Source organism: Halomonas sp. AOP7-E1-9 (assembly GCF_052376035.1).
GTDB classification, from domain to species: Bacteria; Pseudomonadota; Gammaproteobacteria; order Pseudomonadales; family Halomonadaceae; genus Vreelandella; species Vreelandella citrativorans.
In genome coordinates this window covers 117279-136036 of the sequence record NZ_JBQSVC010000005.1, presented here as the reverse complement: position 1 = coordinate 136036, position 18758 = coordinate 117279, and the positions used below count along the sequence as shown (strand labels likewise).

Below are 18758 nucleotides of genomic sequence, written 5' to 3'. Positions count from 1 at the left end.
CCCGGCTCCTTTCTGGAGCCGGGCGTTTTTTATGCTCGGCGTGTTCACCGTATGCGCTCTTTGAACCGGGATAAAACGACTTGTTACTCTTTTCCGTCCGGGTCGGTTGAATAAGCTTTTACGAATGTCTCCAACACGTCACGTACTACCTTACGCTGAGCAGCCGGTAGATTACGATACAGCGACAGCACGTGACGCTCCTCGTTACTGAAAGATACCTCCCAAGCAGCATGCGGCTCACTGACGCGATGGGCACTTCCTTCTCCATAGCGCAGATAGTGCGGATCAATACACAGCCACTTCGCTAAAAGTTGCAGTTTGTCCTGATTGGGAATCGAATCACCACGCAACCAGCGCCTAACTGCCTGGAAAGTGATGGGTCTTCCCCAGTAGCGCAAATTGAACTCGCGTTCTAGAGTCGACGGCCGAACATCATATCCCGCCGAAACCATCGCTATTTTTAAACGCTCCGCAAACATTAGCTTTTCATTCATGCCCACAATGTGAATTGATTATTCAATAATGGTTGAATAGCAGTTCACCTTTTGATTGAATCATTAATTCAATTTTGAGTTTTGGATCATTCCGGCTGCTTCGCGGAGCTGTAAGCGGCAAGACTTGACGTTACAGGAGGCTTCAAGATGGGTGAGATAATTTATCTGCGGGACCAGCATTTTGCAGAATTTCACGATAAATGCTTTTTACTCTTGTCTGCGTCTAATCACATCGAACTTTCTAGGCAGTTAACGAAAACGCTTCACCATATGTTAGTGACCAAAAACACACCTGTCGCTTTATATCACTATCTCCCTACCGGGCAGTTGCGTTTGATCTACTATTTTTCCTTTGGCAGTAATATTGAGTACGAAGATGAAATAAGCTCGATCCGGTCCTTTGAAGCCCTATCCCATTCACAGCTGACGTATTATGCATTAAACGGAGAGCATGAAACCTGGGGCTACGTTGCTCACCCGCCATCCTCGTACATAGGCTCTACACACTGGATCAGCTCGCTGGTAGATATAGCAATGCATCAATTGGGTTTATTAAGTGCTAAATGTATCGACAGGCAGCAGGCAAAGCTAAAAACATCGCGAAGACTACTCAGCAAGGATATCCATCTCTTCACAAACATTGAGGAAATTCTCGATCGGCATCGCCAAAGATGGCGTGATATTTTCCATGCATGCGGTATTTGTCTAGCCTCTCAGGGCGCGCTCCATCGCTTTGGTCACTGCCCTTCTGACCATCAGCTGTTGCAGCAGCTGTCATGGTTAAGTAATGACGCTGAGCAAACGGATGTCATCGAATTCGAGGGCAGCCATCAGGGAAGTCTCGCGGTCAAGTTGAGCCTAGCTGGCACGCATCACGGATGGTTGCTCTTGTTTAGAGACCAACCCTTTACCAATAAGCATGTCGATAGTGCCATCCATCGAGCACTGAGCTGCTGGCTTACCTACGAGGCTCGTATGGCGCGAGTACTGGCAGACGATTTGGCACTGACCATCGCTGCATTAGAAATATCTCATACTAACAGGCAGTTTATCACAACCGCTCAGCAATTAGCGTCACTGAAACCTGCTATCCATTCAGCGCCCCGCGCGGTCACATCGGCGGAGCAGAACAACAAATAACGCACAGCGCGACGGAAACGCCATCGTTCAAGTAAGCTTTTAAAACGTTCGCTCGGGCCTACTGGACAAGCCCCCTCAACGGTTGAAGAGTGGACTACTGATATTCCGGATCACGAAATACCAGTAGCCCAACCATGGAGGGATGCTTATTTACCTTCACGCCAGCCGCCAAGCACTCGGCTATCCGGGCCGAACAAGACCAACCGGTCATGGTCAATGAGATAACGATAGGCGCCTTCCAGCATGTTCGTTACCTGCGCGGCGTTTTCCATATCGGGGCACGCCATACGCGTGCTCGCCAGCTCTTTTACATCGAAGCGGTGCCCTTCGCCCAAGCTTATCTGCCCCGTAAAGCGGTTACAGCCGTCATAACCGGCAATCGTTCCATCGCGAGAGATTTCAAAAAACGGCGTTTCGTTAAACGCTAATTTCTCATCTGTTCCGATCAACAAAAGATCCCAGCGCTGATCTACTATCGCTCCTGAAAGCTCCGCACTGCTCGGTGCTTCATGCCCCTCTTGAGGCGCGGGCGAACTGCTGCATGCGCTCAAAAGCAAAGCCGCCGATACACACAAGGGCAGCAAGCAATGACGCAGCGTTAACGTCTTCATGGACATAATCGTCACCTTATAGGTTTTACCAGTTACCGCTGTTTTCCATGGAAGCCCATGGCTCTTGAGGTGCTAGCGTGTCACCCTTTTGCAGTAGCTCGATTGAGATACCGTCAGGCGATTTTACAAATGCCATGTGCCCATCCCGTGGGGGGCGGTTAATAGTAACACCGGCGTCCTGGAGCTTCTGACAAAGCGCGTAAATATCGTCTACCCGATAGGCCAGGTGACCAAAATTACGGCCGCCAGTATAGGTTTCAGGGTCCCAGTTATACGTCAATTCAAGCTCGGGAGCGGAGAGCTGCGCAGAGCGCTCTTCATCTTCGGGGGCGGCAAGAAAGATCAGCGTAAAGCGGCCTTTTTCGTTCTCTTTACGGCGTACTTCTTTAAGACCCAGCAGGTCACAGTAAAAGTAAAGCGATGCATCCAGATCGCTGATACGTACCATCGTGTGTAAAAACTGCATGTTATTTCCTTTTCATTAAGACCGGTGAATGAATGTTAACGCGGATATCCATTATGTGGATGGAAACAGAATAGGCCTTAACCAGCAAATCTTGTGCATATCAGATGGCTTATGCCCAAATGCTCATCAAAGCTCATTATTCAGCCCGACCTACACCACTATCGGTTTAAATGACGGCCTGCTTTAACCAACCATTAGACAGATTTAGTATACAAGGTCGAATTCAAAGAAAAATCTGTATAGTGCTATTTGAGGGCTATCTCAAAGGAGACGTTAGTGGACTCAATCACACAGGCGGCGTTGGGCGCTGCGATTGGCGGTGCGGTGCTGGGTCGGCGCTTGGGCCGTAAAGCCATTCTCATAGGGGCACTAATGGGCACACTGCCCGACCTGGACGTAGCGCTGGACTATGGCGATGCTATCGCTAATGTGACCGAGCACCGTGGATTTAGCCACTCGTTATTTGTACTGACCGGACTCGCGACGTTACTAGCCCTGCTTAGCCGCCGTTTTGCCCCTGCACGCGATATTTCCTTCATCCACTGGTGGTGGTTTTTTACACTCACGCTAATCACGCATCCACTGCTTGATGCTCTGACCACCTATGGCACGCAGCTCTTCTGGCCGCTAGAAACATCACCGGTCGCTTGGCCGATTGTATTTATCATTGACCCGCTCTACACCCTGCCTCTTCTAATTGGTTTAATCGTAGGCATCGCGTCAAAACAGGTACAAAAGTACGCTACGGCCGCGCTGGCTGTCTCAAGCGTTTACTTATTACTAGCAGCCGGAGCGAAGCTGAACATTGAGCACCGGCTGGCAACGGTTCTTGCCGAGATGGGGCTAGAGGAGGCGCCTTTACTGGTTCAACCAACCCCTTTTAACACGGTGCTATGGCGGGCTACCGTGGTCAATGAGGATCACTACTATGAAGGTCTGATTAGCGTATTTGATGGCAAGCGTCAGCCACGTTTGGAGCCGTTATACCGCAATATAGCGCTTGAAGAGAGTGCGTTGGCGGGCCCGCTTGGCCAGCGGCTAATGTGGTTTACTGGCCCTTTTTTGCGCTATGACACCATCAATATTGAGGGACATGAAACATTAATTGCTACCGATCTTCGGCTGGGCTATCCCGGCTTTCACCCGTTCAGCTTCACCCTCGCAGCGCTGCAGGATGACACATGGATACCTGTGGATGTCAGCGAGCAGATCGAGACTGCACGTGGGCTGCAGCTAAATATGCTGTCGCGTCTCGCAGCAAGGGCCGCTGGAGATGCCATGGCGCTTTGTGCAAGCGACTTTATCTCGCCTGAGTGGCGCGCTGCCCCGCGTCAATACCACTGCTAAGCGGTGGCCACCGCACCGCTAGCAGTGATGGCTGATAGGCGCTGAAATAAAAGCTTAGGGGGCGATTCCCTGCCCACAACCACTGAACTGCTCACCTCCGTAGCTGAGCGTTACCCGCGCAGGGAAGGGAAAACCGCTCATATTGTCAAAGCAAGCGCCCGCTTCAATACGCACCCGAAAGAAAGGCTCAACGCGGGCGTTTTCAAGCACCACCCGGCCCGCTTCGTTGTCCATCACGCTCACCATATAGGGCAACTCAATACGCTCTTCGCCGTAGTTAAGCTCCAGGGTTAACGTGGGGGAATCGTGTGCGAGCGCTACCACCCAACCAGGCTCATTGCCATGCCCAAAAAACATAACGCCTGGACGCTCTGAACGAGTAAGAACGTTTCTCTCTTCGCCAAGGGTGCACTGCAGCTGGCCACGCGGTGTTTCTACCATGGCCTGGTTACCTCGATTCCAAAAACTGATACCGCCATCCTGGTAGCGAGCCCCGTTGGCGACGACCGCTTGAGGCAGCTGCCAGGCACCGTGCAGCGACCAAAGCCGTAGGTCATTAGTATTCGTCGCTGTCACTAAATTCTGGTCAGCGGGCTGACAGTGCCAGCCTTGGTACTGCTCGGCGTTTCCAGCAAAAAGTACCGAGGGCAGCAATGGGGCACTGCTGTTAACGGTCATTGTGCCAGACTCGTCTGCTGGTGAAGACGTAGAGGCACAGCCGGTGAGTGCCATCAAACAAGCACCCACAGCGGCTAGTCGAAGGGGGGTAAAAAACGTCATCTATCAAGGCTCCCTGCGCGCGTGATTTATTGTGTAATGCACTAGCTTCGCTTAAAGGCGTGTAGATCCTGCGGATCAAAGGTATCAAACCTGGGCGGCAATCCCAATGCTGCCCGTTTTTCCGCCAAGTGATGCTTCTCGTCCAGCCACGTGGGGTCTTGAGAGGGCTCTCGACCATTTAGCTCGGCTAGCTGCGTTATCCCTTGATGGTAAAAGGTCACGATATTAAGCGCGGCTTGATTATCATCTTCAAGTGCACGCCTAAGCGTAGGTAAATAGCCCCTGATTTGCGACAGGTGTTGCTTTAACTGCCATACGTAGCGCATCTCAGTCATCCAGGGCCGTTCGCGCAGCACCGCAAAGAGTGCGCTGGTGGCTAGAAGCCCCAAGAAGATACCCAACGCGTAGAGCCATAAGCTGCTGCCCAGGGCAGAGGTCAGCAGCATGGAAAACAGCATTCCAAAAATGGCCAGCTGGCCCGCCATCGCAAAGCTAATCATACGCGCCTTACGGCGGTAGCGTTGTACATCATGCGGCTCAAGGGTAAACACCATGGCCAACCTCGCAATCCAAATGAGTGCCCTATAATACGGGGCTGACCAACGCAAACAAGCCTGAGTCGCTTAATGTTAGCTTAATCGTTCTGCGGCCATTTTTAACAACCGCTCGGTTGCCTCCCAGCCAACACAGGCATCGGTTACCGAGACACCGTAACGCAGTGCACTAGGATTCAACGGCTGCTTGCCCTCAAACAGGTGGCTTTCAAGCATCAAGGCGACCAGATTGGCGTTGCCCGCCTGCCGCTGAGCCAGTACATCCAGCATTACTTCATTCTGGCGACGATGATCTTTACGTGCATTGGCGTGGCTACAGTCGACCATTAAACGTGGGTTCTGACTCGCCTCATGCAGCGCCTTGATCGCTGCATGAACATGCGCTGCCTGATAGTTAGGTTCGCCATGCCCACCGCGAAGCACGACATGCGTATGAGGGTTACCGGCTGTTTGCTGCATGATGGGACGTCCATGGCTGTCCTGAGCAAAGCGCTGATGCCCATGAGCGGCAGCTTGTATGGCGTCAATCGCGACCTGTACATCACCGCTGGTGGCATTTTTGAATCCGACCGCCGCGGCCAAGTCACTGGCCAGCTCACGGTGCAGTTGCGACTCTGTCGTGCGCGCACCAATCGCTACCCAACTTAAGAGGTCATCCAGGTAGGGCGCGAGCATGGGCTGAAGCAGCTCGGTGGCCACCGGCAGGCCTCGGGCGGCAACGGCATGCATCAATTCACGAGAGAGGGTAATGCCCTTGGGCATATCACCACGACCATCTAAATCAGGGTCATAGGCCAGCCCTTTCCAGCCAACCGTCGTGCGCGGCTTTTCAACGTAAACCCGCATTACCGGTAAAATCTGCTCATCCACCTGTTCACTTAGCGCCGCCAAACGGTCAGCGTACTCAAGCGCTGCGTCCGGGTCATGGATAGAACAGGGGCCTACCACCACCAATAATCTTTTATCCTGACCACTTAATATTTTCTGAACCGCTTCTCGCTGTTGAGAAATTTGCTGGCCTAACCGAGCATCAACGGCAACGCTTTGGCGTAACTCGGCGGGTGTTGGTAAGTGATTAACAGGGCTGGGCGTACTGTCGCCAAGGGGTTTGGCGTTAGCATTCTTGATCGGGGCTAGGCTTGCCTGGGCATTCATCATTAACTCTCCGGTATCACATGACATCGTTGATTGGCGTTACCACCCAAACGGGCACGGTCGGAGGTGGCAGCTTGCACCGACCGCGCGTCGCTAAATCGCCAGCCATAGCCCACATAGCCGGTAGCGATAGTGACGTTATAAGCGCGATACATCATGGTGAAGCTCCTTAATGAAATTCCTATGGCAAAAGCCGTTAAACGCAAAAAGCCCCGGCGGGGTTACCAACCGGGGCTTGAAGATTCGGCAGGCAACCTGGAAGGTGTGCCTGGTAGCGCGACGTTAACCGTCGGCCGCGGGCACACCGTGGCTAAACCAATATCCAAAATAGGCCACAACGCTCATGCACACTACTAACCGCCACAAAAGGCAGGCGGTTAGTAGTGTGAAAAGGCGCTTGTGTGTGCATATTTTTCCTGATGATTGGCAAGCCAAGGGGCCGCGAAAAGTCGTTTTAAAAAATGTATATCTTTATCCTGCCCTTAAGCTTGGCAAATGGCAACTGTTGATTAACAAACAGCGCCATAGCCAAAAGTGACAGACTAACACCGTGGGTCAATCACCCACGCGGCGCATAAGCAAATACGTCGGAAAAAACCCGCTCACTCACCACGCCTCTGGCTTCCAACACATCCAGGCAGGCGTATACCATGCCGGGCGAGCCGGAGAGATACACGTCATAATCGCTGAACGTCAGCGCCGCTTTCTCCAGTACAAGATCAACCCGGCCCTGATGGTGATGAATACGCTCGCCGCTTGCCAAAGGCTCGGTTAGCGGAAATTCGGTGACCGCTTTAAACGTTACATTGGGATAGCGCTGCGCCCACTCAGTCGCCAGGCTTTCAGCGTAAAGGTCGCGATGCTCACGGGCAGCCCACCAGAGTGAGATTGGCCGCTCGGGCTGGTCACGCAGGGTGGCCTCAACAATCGCTTTCATTTGTGAAAACCCTGTGCCGGCAGCAATCAGTAGCAGCGGACGCTCGCTTTGCGCGTCAACCACACATTCACCGCCGGGCAAGCGCAGCGTTAGCTGATTGGCCACCTGGAGCAAGTTTCGAAGTCGTACTGAATTATCACGCTCAGGCCAGTGCTGAATATGCAGTTCAATGACGCCATCGCCCTGCTCGGCACTGGCAATTGAAAAGGGCACCCAGGTGTTGTCATCCAATTTAAGTTCTAGATATTGCCCAGGCGCATGCTGCATTGATTCTGCGCGCCCTTTTAGCGTCACGCCAAATACGTCAGGATTTAAATCCTCAACGGCCGTTACCTGGCAGGTTAACGTCCTTGCGCTCATGAAAACCTCTATATGAAAAATCGATCAACGTGCGCCGCTAAACTTGACTACCTTCTTAACCGCCATGCCGCGGTGCTGGCAGAGGAATACCGATTCCCAGCTCTTCCCACCGCTCGTCAACGCGCTTTTTGACCGTATCGTCCATCACGATGGGTGTGCCCCACTCACGGTCCGTTTCGCCTGGCCATTTGTTGGTCGCATCGAGCCCCATTTTGGAACCCAAGCCAGAGACAGGCGAGGCGAAATCCAGATAATCGATAGGCGTATTCTCAACCATCACGGTATCTCGCGCCGGGTCCATACGAGTGGTAATCGCCCAGATCACGTCTTCCCAGTTGCGCGCATCAACGTCGTCATCCAGCACAATCACGAACTTGGTGTACATGAACTGACGTAAAAAGCTCCATACCCCCATCATCACGCGCTTGGCGTGACCTGGGTACTGCTTTTTCATGGTGACAACCGCCATGCGATACGAGCAGCCTTCAGGCGGCAGGTAAAAGTCGACAATTTCGGGAAACTGCTTGCAGAGTATCGGCACAAACACTTCGTTGAGTGCCAACCCGAGAACGGCAGGCTCATCCGGTGGTCGCCCGGTATAGGTGGAGTGATATATCGCATCCCGACGCATGGTCATACGCGTTACCGTAAAGACCGGGAAGTGATCCACCTCGTTGTAATAGCCGGTGTGATCACCGTACGGGCCTTCCGGTGCCATATCATCAGGATAGATAACCCCTTCCAGAATAATCTCACTGGAGGCAGGCACTTCAAGGTCTGAATGGCCGCACTTAACAAGTTCGGTACGCGAGCCGCGCAGAAGCCCGGCAAACGCATATTCGGAGAGTGAGTCAGGAACGGGGGTAACGGCCGCCAGGATTGTGGCCGGGTCGGCACCCAGCGCCACGGCAACCGGGAAAGGCTCGCCTGGATGCGCTTGTTGAAACTCTTGGAAATCCAGCGCGCCGCCACGGTGGGAGAGCCAGCGCATGATCAGGCGGTTCTTGCCGATCTTTTGCTGCCGGTAAATCCCCAGGTTCTGACGCTTTTTATGCGGGCCTCGGGTAATGACCAGCGGCCATGTGACCAAAGGCGCTGCATCGCCCGGCCAGCAGTGCTGAATAGGCAGGCGGTCAAGATCAACCTCGTCACCTTCAAAAACGACTTCCTGCACAGGCGCCCGCTTAACGGTTTTAGGCCCCATGCTAAGCACTTGTTTGAAGATAGGCAGCTTGTCCCAGGCATCTTTCAACCCCTTGGGCGGATCTGGCTCTTTTAAAAAGGCCAGCAGCTTGCCCACTTCACGCAGCGCTTCGACCGACTCCTGCCCCATCCCCAGCGCCACGCGCTTTGGCGTACCGAAAAGATTGCCCAGCAGCGGCATATCATGGCCCTTCACATTCTCAAACAAGAGTGCCGGGCCACCGGCACGCAGCGTGCGGTCGCAAATTTCGGTGATTTCCAGGTAAGGATCGACTTCGGCTTGGATACGCTTGAGTTCACCGCGCGCTTCCAGCGCCGCGATGAAGTCGCGCAAGTCGTTATACTTCAAGACACACTCCCCGATAGGCTTACGCCGCTATGCAAGTATTAATCAACCCTAGCGGCGTTTCATCGCTTCAAAGAATTCAAGATTCGTCTTGGTATCCTTCAGACGATCAATCAGGAATTCCGTGGCAGCCGTGTCTTCCATCGGGTTGAGCAGCTTGCGCAAAATCCACATGCGCTGCATTTCTTCCTCAGACGCCAGCAGATCTTCACGCCGCGTGCCGCTGCGACGAATGTTGATTGCCGGGAAGACGCGCCTTTCCGCCAGCTTGCGATCAAGGTGCGCTTCCATATTACCGGTACCCTTGAACTCTTCGAAAATGACTTCATCCATCTTCGAACCAGTATCCACAAGGGCCGTGGCAATAATGGTCAGGCTGCCACCTTCTTCGATATTACGCGCCGCACCGAAGAAGCGCTTAGGCTTCTCAAGCGCATGCGCGTCGACACCACCGGTAAGCACTTTACCGGAGCTCGGCACGACGGTGTTGTAGGCACGGGCCAAGCGGGTAATCGAGTCCAGCAGGATGACCACGTCTTTCTTGTGTTCAACCAAACGCTTGGCTTTTTCGATAACCATTTCAGCGACCTGAACGTGGCGCGCCGGCGGCTCATCAAAAGTGGAAGCCACGACTTCACCGCGTACGGTACGCGACATTTCGGTAACTTCCTCCGGGCGCTCATCGATCAACAGTACGATCAGATGGCACTCAGGGTTGTTGCGCGTAATCGAGGTGGCGATGTTCTGCAGCATCAGTGTCTTACCCGCTTTAGGCGGAGACACCAGCAGGCCACGCTGACCTTTACCAATCGGCGCAGTCAGGTCGATGATACGGGCCGTAAGATCTTCGGTGGAACCGTTGCCGATTTCCATCCGCATGCGGTCATCCGGGAACAGCGGCGTTAAGTTCTCAAAGAGAATCTTGTGCTTGGCATTTTCCGGACGGTCAAAGTTGATCTGGCTAACTTTGAGCAGGGCAAAGTAGCGCTCGCCTTCTTTGGGCGGGCGAATTTTGCCGGAAATGGAGTCGCCTTTACGCAGGTTAAAGCGGCGAATCTGCGAGGGCGATACGTAGATATCGTCCGGTCCGGCGAGATACGAGCTGTCGGCGCTGCGCAGGAAGCCAAAGCCATCCTGAAGAATTTCCAGTACACCGTCGCCGTAAATATCCTCACCGCTTTTAGCGTGTCGTTTGAGGATGGCGAAAATGATGTCCTGCTTGCGCGAACGGGCCAGGTTATCGATACCCATTTCGCGGGCGATATCGAGCAGCTCGGGAACGGTTTTTTGCTTGAGTTCAGTGAGATTCATCGGTGTGTTAGAAAGTTGCTCTGGAAGCTAGGCGCAAGGCGCCAGAATAAGACAGGAGGCGTAGCACGTACTGATATGGCTAGGCGCCGTGTGATGCGTTCAGATCCCGATAAAGCACGTACTCGATGGTAAGCCGCTGGGCATGTGCAAACTCATGGCGTTGGTGCAATGAGGCATATGAGTTATGGCTCAGTTCGAGGGTACATGCAGCTGTTTGCTCTGATTAGCATAAGGAAAGAACCAATCAGCGGGTCATCTGACGACTTGGAAATATGGCTGATGCTATATGGATAAGCAGTATCTTGTTAACATGCTGGATAAGCGTTAGTTAGTCAACATGCGCAGCACAATCATCGCGTGCTTAGCCAAGGTAAGTACAGCATTAAATAAATAATACTAAGACAGCTGAATCGACACGCTATCAACGATCTCTTGTCAGCAGAGCTATTTCTAGTAATTTTTGGGTAATTTCTAGCAATCAGCCCTGTAGCAGGCAAGGTCGAGTCAGGCCTGTAGTTCGATGGTAGTCAAGGCCCGCGATAAACGCAAGTCTTTGCCAATTGACAATAGCCCAAGTGCACCGCAACCTTGGCAAAGCCAATACGAAGGATAGCTCATGCCCAAGGACATTTCACCTCCTGTTAGCGAACTGGAAAACGCAGTACCACAGCGGCTAGCCGCCATTGACCTCGGCTCCAACAGTTTTCACCTTCTGGTAGCCAACTATCAAAATGAGCGTCTACAAGTCGTTGCTCGATTGGGTGAAAAAGTCCAACTGGCGGCTGGACTGGATGAAGAAGGCAAGCTTAACGAAGCAGCCATTCAGCGCGCCCTGGATTGCCTGGGTCGCTTCGCGCCGTTTTTAAGCGATATTGAGAGCGCAAACCTGCGTATCGTGGGCACCAACGCCCTGCGTGACGCCCACAATAGCCAAGCGTTTATTGAACGGGCTGAAACACAGCTTGGTCACCCCATCGAAATTATTGCGGGCCGTGAAGAGGCCCGGCTTATCTATCTAGGGGCTGCTCATGCCTTGGCCGAAAACGGACGCCGCTTGATTGTCGATATTGGTGGCGGCTCAACAGAATTTATCATTGGTGAAGAGTTTGAACCCAAGGCGCTGGAAAGCCTGCGCATGGGCTGTGTGACCTTTACCAGCCGCTACTTTCCTGACGGCGAGATGAGTGAAAAGCGCATGCGCCGCGCCGAACTGGCCGCGTTATCAGAACTTGCCCATATCCAGCGCCCCTACCTGCGCCTTGGCTGGGAAGACCCAGTAGGCTCCAGTGGCACTATTAAAGCAGTAGCCAGCGTTCTTCTCGCCTACGGCGACACACCCACTGAAGGTGTGATTACGCGTAGCGGGCTCAAAAAACTGCGTGAGCGCCTGCTCAAGTGCAAACAGCTGGACAAAGTCGAGCTCGACGGGCTAAAGCCTGACCGCGCACGAGTTTTCCCTGCTGGGGTGGCCATTTTAAGTGCCATCTTCGAGGCATTTGATCTGAATCAAATGCGTTTTGCCGACGGCGCCCTGCGCGAGGGTGTGCTCTATGATATGGCTGGACGCAATAGCGCAGAAGACACGCGCTCCAAAAGCCTTGACGTTCTCCAGCGCATTTACGACGTGGATACCCGACAGGCCGATAACGTGGCCGAGACCGCACTACGTCTGTTTAAGCAGGTGCAAGGCGTCTGGTCGCTCACCCATGAACACCGTTACTATCTTCAGTGGGCCAGCCATGTACACGAAATTGGCTTGGCTATTTCCCATAGCCAGTTTCATCGCCATGGCGCTTACCTGCTGGAAAACTCTGATCTGGCGGGTTTTTCACGTCCGGAGCAGCATCAGCTGGCCTTTCTAGTGCGTGCCCATCGGCGTAAATTCCCGCTCAAGGAGTGGCAGGCGCTCCCCAAGGCGCAGCACACGCACAGCATACGGCTTGCCCTATTGCTGCGCCTGGCGGTACTGATTAACCACTCACGCCCCGAAAACGCCCCACCCTTGCCGAATATTAGTGTTGATACCGACAGCTTAACGCTGGCACTGCCCGCCAGCGATGAACCAACGCTACTCAGCACCGATATTGAGCAGGAGCAGGCGTATATGGACGCCGCAGGCTTCACGCTGAACGTCATACAGGAAGACTAAGAGACAGACGGGCACACCGCCTACGAGACAAACCTTACGTTAGCCGCTTTCCAGAGCACTCTGGCTGGCGGCTGAACCACGCCAAGGCAAGTGTCTTCCGCCATGACCATCACCAGCCGCTCGCGCTCCCATGGGGGAATTTGGGCCTCCTGAAGCAGCCTTTTAACGTCTCGGCGCCCTCGCTCGGCAAGCGCAATCACTTCTCCTCCCTGGCGCCAGCGCAACGTTAGCGGCGTATCGGACTTCAACGAGAGTTCCAGCGCACCTAACGGTGTTGCCTGCCCTGCCCTGCCATCCCAGGCACACTGCCAGGCCGGTAGCGGCTCAAGCGGCGCCATTAGATAAAGCCGCTGTTGCCACACCCGGGCCTCCGCTCCTGGCCACGTGACGTGCACACTCGCGTCCGGTGCGGCCGTTAATTGATCAAGTAGCGTCTCCAGACGACGCTGAGGCGGGGTCGGCAATAATCGCTGCTGGCACCAGGAGCGTATCAGCAATCGCTGGCGAGGCCGTGAGCGCGTGGCCAACGCGAGGGCATCAATACACTCCAAGTCGGCGCTGTTAGCATCTGTGCGAAGCGCCTCCAACTCCGCTTGGGCATACTCACTAAGCAGCGCATCCGCTTCCCCGGCATGCTTAGCGCTATGGAAAAACGCGCCAGCCATGTCGGGCCAGCGCGCTTTGAGAAGAGGCAACACGTCATGACGCAGGCGGTTACGATCAAGCGTAACATCGCTATTAGTAGGGTCTTCGCGCCATTCAAGGCCGATTTGGTAGGCTCGCCCCTCCAGGCAGCGCCGGGCAATCGAGAGCCAGGGCCGAACGAAGGTAAGGCCGTGTGCATGACGGCAGTGTGGCATTCCCGCTAACCCACGAATACCGCTTCCCCGCAGTGCAGCCAGCAGAAAGGTTTCCGCTTGATCATCCTGATGCTGGGCCAGCCAAACGGTGTCTCCCGTGGGAACATGCTCATGAAACGCAGCATAGCGCGCCTGACGCGCTGCCGCTTCAATACCGCCAGCGGCGTCGACCGTAACGCGCACCACACTAAGCGGCACGCCAAGCTGCTTGCAAAGCGCTTGGCAGTGCTGTTCAAAGTCATCGGCGGCGGCCTGCAAGCCATGATGAATATGGATGGCGCGCAGCGGGCGATTGGCCTGGCGGCAAACAGAAGCTGCCAGCGTCAGCAGCAATGCGGAATCAAGCCCCCCGGAGAGCGCGACCCAAATAGAGCGCCCCGGTGGGGTTTCCACCAGGGCGTCGTTTAACAGGCGTTCAAGCTGCTTAGGCAGTTGGGGCGCCATAGCTCATTAAGCGCTTATAACGGCGCTCCAGCAGGGCATCGGCATCCAGTGCCTGGAGGCGCTCAAGGCCCTCGGTGATGGTCTCTTTCACACGCTCCGCCGTCGTCATCGGATGACGATGCGCACCGCCTAGCGGCTCTTTAATCAGCCCATCTACAAAGCCAAGCACTTTTAAGCGCTCTGCGGTGATCCCCATTGCCTGGGCCGCATCAGAGGCTCTTTCGGCACTTTTCCAGAGAATAGACGCACAGCCTTCTGGCGAAATAACCGAGTAGGTGGAGTACTGAAGCATGTACAGCTCATCACATACGCCGATCGCCAATGCCCCACCGGAGCCGCCTTCGCCAACAACCGTTGATATAATCGGTGTTTTCAGGCGCGACATGACCGCCAGGTTGTAGGCAATCGCTTCACTCTGACCACGCTCTTCCGCGTCAATGCCTGGGTAAGCACCGGGGGTATCGATAAAGGTTAAAATCGGCATTTTGAAGCGTTCGGCCATTTCCATCAGACGACACGCTTTACGATAACCTTCGGGGCGAGGCATACCGAAGTTACGGCGCACCTTCTCTTTAACATCGCGCCCTTTCTGGTGGCCGATCACCATGACCGGCTTATCATTCAAGCGCGCAACGCCGCCTACCAGAGCAGCGTCATCAGCGAAGTTACGGTCGCCATGTAGCTCGTCAAAGTCGCTAAACATATGCTCAAGATAGTCGAGCGTATAAGGGCGCTGAGGATGACGCGATAGCTGAGAGACCTGCCAGGGCGTCAAGTCCTTGAAGATCGATTCGGTCAGCTTACGACTTTTCTCCTCCAGCCGGGATATCTCATCGGAGAGATTAACGCTGTCGGAGCTAACCAAACGTAGCTCCTCAATTTTTGCCTGAAGCTCGGCAATGGGCTGTTCAAAATCGAGATAATTGGGATTCATCGGCTCTGCCTGTAAGCTGCCTATAAAAAGGCCTTGTCGAAACGAGTATCTAATAGACGTATTATCGCATCCTGACCCTGCCACGCAAGGCAGGGTCTGCTCAACGACACTACCCAACCGTCATACGGTCAGGTTTAGCGGTAACGTAGCTGAACCCCCGCTTGCCCTTCCACATCGCGCAACGCAAGCAGCAAGTCATCACTGGGCGCGACTTTCCATTCACCGGCAAGCTCCAGCCAGCCGACGGCTTGGGCATGGCGATACTGCAACCGCACCGGCAAACCGCCATTATCCCGGTAGGGCGCTAAACTATCGCGCAGACTCTCGACCAAGCGGCCATTGATACGCTCGGCGTCCAGTGCAAGCTCAACGGCATCGCCATAGCGAATACGGGCAGTGACCATAGGCGTTACATCTTTTCCACGCAGTCTCAGCCCACCCGAGAAATCGTCACTGGAAACTTCGCCTTCAACAATCAATACCTGATCAGCCTCTATCTGACCACGTAACTGGTCGAATAGCTCACCAAACAACGATGCTTCAATACGCCCGGTGCGATCATCCAGGGTGATAAACGCCATGGTATCGCCACGTTTGGACTTCATGGTACGCATCGCAACCACCAGCCCGGCCACCCGCTGAGGTTCGCGGGAGGGTTTTAAATCGCTAATACGTGTTGATACAAAGCGTTTTAATTCACGCTCATATTCATCAATCGGATGCCCGGTAAGATAAAGCCCGAGGGTATCTTTTTCACCTGAAAGGCGCTCGCGGTCGGTCCATTCTCGCGCACCGAGGTACTCAGTGTAGACATCGAGCGCTTCGTCTTCGGCATCAGCAAAAGCCTCGCCGAACATGTCCAGCATGCCCAGGCTCTGGTTGGTGTGGTTCTGGGCGGCGGCCTTCAGGGCATCTTCCATAGAAGCCGCCAGCACGGCCCGGTTAGGGCCAAGGTTATCCAGCGCCCCTGAGCGAATCAGCGCTTCCAGGGTGCGCTTGTTCATACGCTTAGGGTCAAGCCGACGGCAGAAATCGAACAGGTCGGTGAACGGCCCACCCGTCTGGCGCGCCTCGACAATTGCCCCGATGGGCCCCTCGCCCACCCCACGAATCGCCCCCAGGCCGTAAACCACGCGCCCTTCGGTATCCACGGTAAATTTGTAGCCGCCTACGTTAACGTCCGGCGGAGTAACGGTCAGCTTGAGGTTGCGGCACTCCTCGATTAACGGCACTACCTTATCCAAGTTGTCCATCTCGGTGGACATAACCGCGGCCATAAATGGCCCTGGATAATGGGCCTTCAGCCACGCGGTCTGATAAGACACCAGCGCATAGGCGGCAGAGTGCGACTTGTTAAACCCGTAACCGGCGAACTTTTCCACCAGGTCGAAGATATTACCGGCAAGATCCTTATCGATACCATTGGCCGCGCAGCCTTCCATAAAGCCTGAACGCTGCTTGGCCATCTCTTCGGGCTTTTTCTTACCCATCGCCCGGCGCAGCATATCGGCCTGGCCCAGCGAATAACCGGCCATTACCTGAGCGATCTGCATGACCTGCTCTTGGTAAAGGATAATACCGTAGGTAGGCGACAACACCGGTTTTAACAGCTCGTGCTGGTAATCCGGGTGTGGATAAGATACTTCGGCACGGCCGTGCTTACGGTTGATAAAGTCATCGACCATGCCTGACTGCAGCGGGCCGGGGCGGAACAGCGCCACCAGAGCGATCATGTCGTCCAGCGAATCCGGTAGCAGGCGCTTGATCAGCTCCTTCATGCCGCGAGATTCGAGCTGGAAAACGGCGGTGGTTTCAGCACGCTTGAGCATTTCAAACGTTTTGCCATCATCCAACGGAATCGCATCAATGTTCAGCGGTTCCTGGCCATTCACGCCGCGAACCTTATCGACCATCTCAAGCGCCCAGTCGATAATGGTCAGCGTACGCAGCCCCAAAAAGTCGAACTTGACCAGCCCGGCGTCTTCGATATCGTTTTTATCGAACTGAACCACCAGCCCATTGCCGCTTTCATCGCACAGTAAGGGCGAGAAATCGGTCAGCTTGGTGGGCGCGATGACCACGCCACCCGCGTGCTTGCCGGTGCCCCGGGTCGTGCCCTCAAGCTTGAGGGCCATTTCCCAGATCTCTTCAGCTTCTTCGTCGTTAGCAATGAACTCTTTAAGCGCAGGCTCCTGCTCGATCGCCTTGCCAAGTGTCATGCCCACTTCAAACGGGATCAGCTTGGAGAGTTTGTCACCCAGTGAGTACGGCCGGCCCTGAGCACGTGCCACGTCGCGTACCACGGCTTTAGCCGCCATGGTGCCGAAGGTAACAATCTGCGATACCGCGTCGCGCCCGTAGCGCTCGGCCACGTACTCGATCACCTTGTCGCGTTTTTCCATGCAGAAATCGACGTCAAAGTCGGGCATGGAAACACGCTCAGGGTTCAAAAAGCGCTCAAACAGCAGGTCGTAGCCGATGGGGTCAAGGTCGGTGATCTTTTGCGCGTAGGCAACCAGAGAGCCCGCACCGGAACCTCGCCCGGGCCCGACCGGTACGTTGTTATCCTTGGCCCACTGAATGAAGTCCATGACGATCAGAAAGTAGCCGGGGAAGCCCATCTGAATAATAACGTTGAGCTCAAACTCCAGCCGGTCGCGGTAACGCTGATCAATTTCCTTGTATTCGTCACTATCGCGCGGGTAGCGCTCGACAGGAAACAGGAAGTTCAGACGATCCGTCAGGCCGTCGTGGGAGACCTTGCGGAAAAACTCATCCAGGGTCATTCCCTCGGGGATTTCGAACTCAGGCAAAAATATCTCACCCAGACGTACATCCACGCTGCAGCGCTCGGCAATCATCACGCTGTTTTCCAGCGCCTCGGGGATATCCGAGAACAGTGCTGCCATCTCGTCCGGGCTTTTTAAATACTGCTCTTCAGTGTAGCGGCGTTCACGGCGCGGGTCGTCCAGCGCCTTGCCTTCACCAATGGCGACACGCGTTTCATGCGCCCAGAAATCCTCCCGCTCAAGAAAGCGTACGTCATTGGTGGCCACCACTGGCGTGCCGGTATCGATGGCAAGCTTGACGCTGGCATGCACGCACGCCTCTTCAAGCGGACGCCCGGTACGAATCAGCTCCAAATAGAAACGATCCGGAAAGGCAACCTGCCACTCTTCAAGCAGTTGGCGCGCTTCACGTTCATGGTCGGAAAGCAGATGGCGGCCAATTTCGCCCTCCCGCGCACCGGAAAGCGCAATCAGGCCTTCACTTTGTTCAAGCACCCAGCGCTTATCCAAAATGGCCCGCCCCTGACGCTGGCCGTGGGTCCAGCCCTTGGAGATCAGCTCGGTCAGGTTGCGATAGCCGACATCGTTCATCGCCAGCAGCGTTATACGGTAAGGATGTGACTCATCGTGGGGATTAAAGAGCCATAAGTCGCTGCCAATAATGGGCTTGAGTGCGGCCCCTTGAGCGGCCTTGTAAAACTTCACCAAGCCGAACAGATTTGTTTCGTCGGTTAGCGCCAATGCCGGCATACCGCGATCAAAGGTAGTGCTGACCAACGACTTAAGTTTTACCAAGCCGTCGACCAGGGAGTATTCACTGTGCAAACGTAGATGAACAAACGGTACCGTCATGACACTCTCGGTAGAATCTCGGTAAA

General features: G+C 54.6%; 17 protein-coding genes. 4 read left to right on the top strand and 13 right to left on the bottom strand.

Going from position 1 to position 18758, the window contains the following annotated elements; genetic code table 11:
• Window positions 1-83: 83 nt before the first annotated feature.
• On the bottom strand, window positions 84-479 hold the full coding sequence (locus ACT3R4_RS04990) for a transcriptional regulator (RefSeq protein WP_441677897.1): 396 nt from the start codon (window positions 477-479) through the stop codon (window positions 84-86).
• Between the two features lie 162 nt (window positions 480-641).
• Here ACT3R4_RS04990 and ACT3R4_RS04985 point away from each other — a divergent pair, with 162 nt between their 5' ends.
• The gene (locus ACT3R4_RS04985) at window positions 642-1634 is read left to right on the top strand and encodes a GAF domain-containing protein (RefSeq protein ID WP_441677895.1); all 993 of its coding nucleotides are present in this window, start codon (window positions 642-644) and stop codon (window positions 1632-1634) included.
• Between the two features lie 146 nt (window positions 1635-1780).
• Here the strand turns inward: ACT3R4_RS04985 and ACT3R4_RS04980 are convergent, their stop codons facing one another.
• Both ACT3R4_RS04980 and gloA read right to left on the bottom strand, forming a co-directional pair.
• Entirely contained in the window at window positions 1781-2251 is a 471-nt protein-coding gene (locus ACT3R4_RS04980; RefSeq protein WP_441677893.1) for an META domain-containing protein, read from the bottom strand.
• Window positions 2252-2270: 19 nt separating this feature from the next.
• A complete protein-coding gene (gene gloA / locus ACT3R4_RS04975; RefSeq protein ID WP_441677891.1) occupies window positions 2271-2711 on the bottom strand; it encodes a lactoylglutathione lyase in 441 nt (146 codons plus the stop codon).
• 276 nt (window positions 2712-2987) lie between these two features.
• Here gloA and ACT3R4_RS04970 point away from each other — a divergent pair, with 276 nt between their 5' ends.
• Complete coding sequence (locus ACT3R4_RS04970) at window positions 2988-4058, top strand: metal-dependent hydrolase (RefSeq protein ID WP_441677889.1); 1071 nt, start codon at window positions 2988-2990, stop codon at window positions 4056-4058.
• 54 nt (window positions 4059-4112) lie between these two features.
• Here ACT3R4_RS04970 and ACT3R4_RS04965 read toward each other — a convergent pair whose 3' ends face one another.
• The 4 genes from ACT3R4_RS04965 to ACT3R4_RS04950 all read right to left on the bottom strand — a co-directional run bounded on the left by ACT3R4_RS04965 (window position 4113) and on the right by ACT3R4_RS04950 (window position 6705).
• Window positions 4113-4838: an MliC family protein gene (locus ACT3R4_RS04965; RefSeq protein WP_441677887.1), complete on the bottom strand. Its 726-nt coding sequence runs from the start codon at window positions 4836-4838 to the stop codon at window positions 4113-4115.
• A 41-nt stretch (window positions 4839-4879) separates the two neighbouring features.
• The gene (locus tag ACT3R4_RS04960) at window positions 4880-5392 is read right to left on the bottom strand and encodes a DUF3087 family protein (protein WP_441677885.1); all 513 of its coding nucleotides are present in this window, start codon (window positions 5390-5392) and stop codon (window positions 4880-4882) included.
• Window positions 5393-5467: 75 nt separating this feature from the next.
• On the bottom strand, window positions 5468-6547 hold the full coding sequence (locus ACT3R4_RS04955) for a 3-deoxy-7-phosphoheptulonate synthase (protein ID WP_441677957.1): 1080 nt from the start codon (window positions 6545-6547) through the stop codon (window positions 5468-5470).
• A 2-nt stretch (window positions 6548-6549) separates the two neighbouring features.
• Window positions 6550-6705, bottom strand: coding sequence for a hypothetical protein (locus ACT3R4_RS04950; RefSeq protein ID WP_172118479.1), 156 nt, complete (start codon window positions 6703-6705; stop codon window positions 6550-6552).
• A 25-nt stretch (window positions 6706-6730) separates the two neighbouring features.
• Here ACT3R4_RS04950 and ACT3R4_RS04945 point away from each other — a divergent pair, with 25 nt between their 5' ends.
• Window positions 6731-6904: a hypothetical protein gene (locus tag ACT3R4_RS04945; protein WP_441677883.1), complete on the top strand. Its 174-nt coding sequence runs from the start codon at window positions 6731-6733 to the stop codon at window positions 6902-6904.
• 202 nt (window positions 6905-7106) lie between these two features.
• On the opposite strand, the gene ACT3R4_RS04940 is transcribed toward ACT3R4_RS04945, so the two are convergent.
• Genes ACT3R4_RS04940 through rho form a run of 3 tightly spaced genes read right to left on the bottom strand, consistent with a single transcriptional unit; the run spans window position 7107 to window position 10704 of the window.
• The gene (locus tag ACT3R4_RS04940; protein ID WP_087109965.1) at window positions 7107-7844 is read right to left on the bottom strand and encodes an NAD(P)H-flavin reductase; all 738 of its coding nucleotides are present in this window, start codon (window positions 7842-7844) and stop codon (window positions 7107-7109) included.
• Between the two features lie 55 nt (window positions 7845-7899).
• Window positions 7900-9396: a 4-hydroxy-3-polyprenylbenzoate decarboxylase gene (ubiD, locus tag ACT3R4_RS04935; RefSeq protein ID WP_087109967.1), complete on the bottom strand. Its 1497-nt coding sequence runs from the start codon at window positions 9394-9396 to the stop codon at window positions 7900-7902.
• A gap of 48 nt (window positions 9397-9444) precedes the next feature.
• Window positions 9445-10704: a transcription termination factor Rho gene (gene rho / locus ACT3R4_RS04930; protein WP_018918241.1), complete on the bottom strand. Its 1260-nt coding sequence runs from the start codon at window positions 10702-10704 to the stop codon at window positions 9445-9447.
• A 616-nt stretch (window positions 10705-11320) separates the two neighbouring features.
• Between rho and ppx the strand changes: the two genes are divergently transcribed.
• Window positions 11321-12853, top strand: a complete 1533-nt coding sequence (gene ppx / locus ACT3R4_RS04925; RefSeq protein WP_441677881.1) for an exopolyphosphatase — start codon at window positions 11321-11323, stop codon at window positions 12851-12853.
• Window positions 12854-12873: 20 nt separating this feature from the next.
• Here ppx and tilS read toward each other — a convergent pair whose 3' ends face one another.
• The 3 genes from tilS to dnaE form a co-directional block, all read right to left on the bottom strand.
• Complete coding sequence (gene tilS / locus ACT3R4_RS04920; protein ID WP_441677879.1) at window positions 12874-14157, bottom strand: tRNA lysidine(34) synthetase TilS; 1284 nt, start codon at window positions 14155-14157, stop codon at window positions 12874-12876.
• On the bottom strand, window positions 14138-15091 hold the full coding sequence (locus ACT3R4_RS04915; protein ID WP_441677877.1) for an acetyl-CoA carboxylase carboxyltransferase subunit alpha: 954 nt from the start codon (window positions 15089-15091) through the stop codon (window positions 14138-14140). Before ACT3R4_RS04915 ends, tilS begins: the two co-directional genes overlap by 20 nt.
• Before the next feature lie 134 nt (window positions 15092-15225).
• The gene (gene dnaE / locus ACT3R4_RS04910) at window positions 15226-18732 is read right to left on the bottom strand and encodes a DNA polymerase III subunit alpha (protein ID WP_441677875.1); all 3507 of its coding nucleotides are present in this window, start codon (window positions 18730-18732) and stop codon (window positions 15226-15228) included.
• Window positions 18733-18758: the final 26 nt, after the last annotated feature.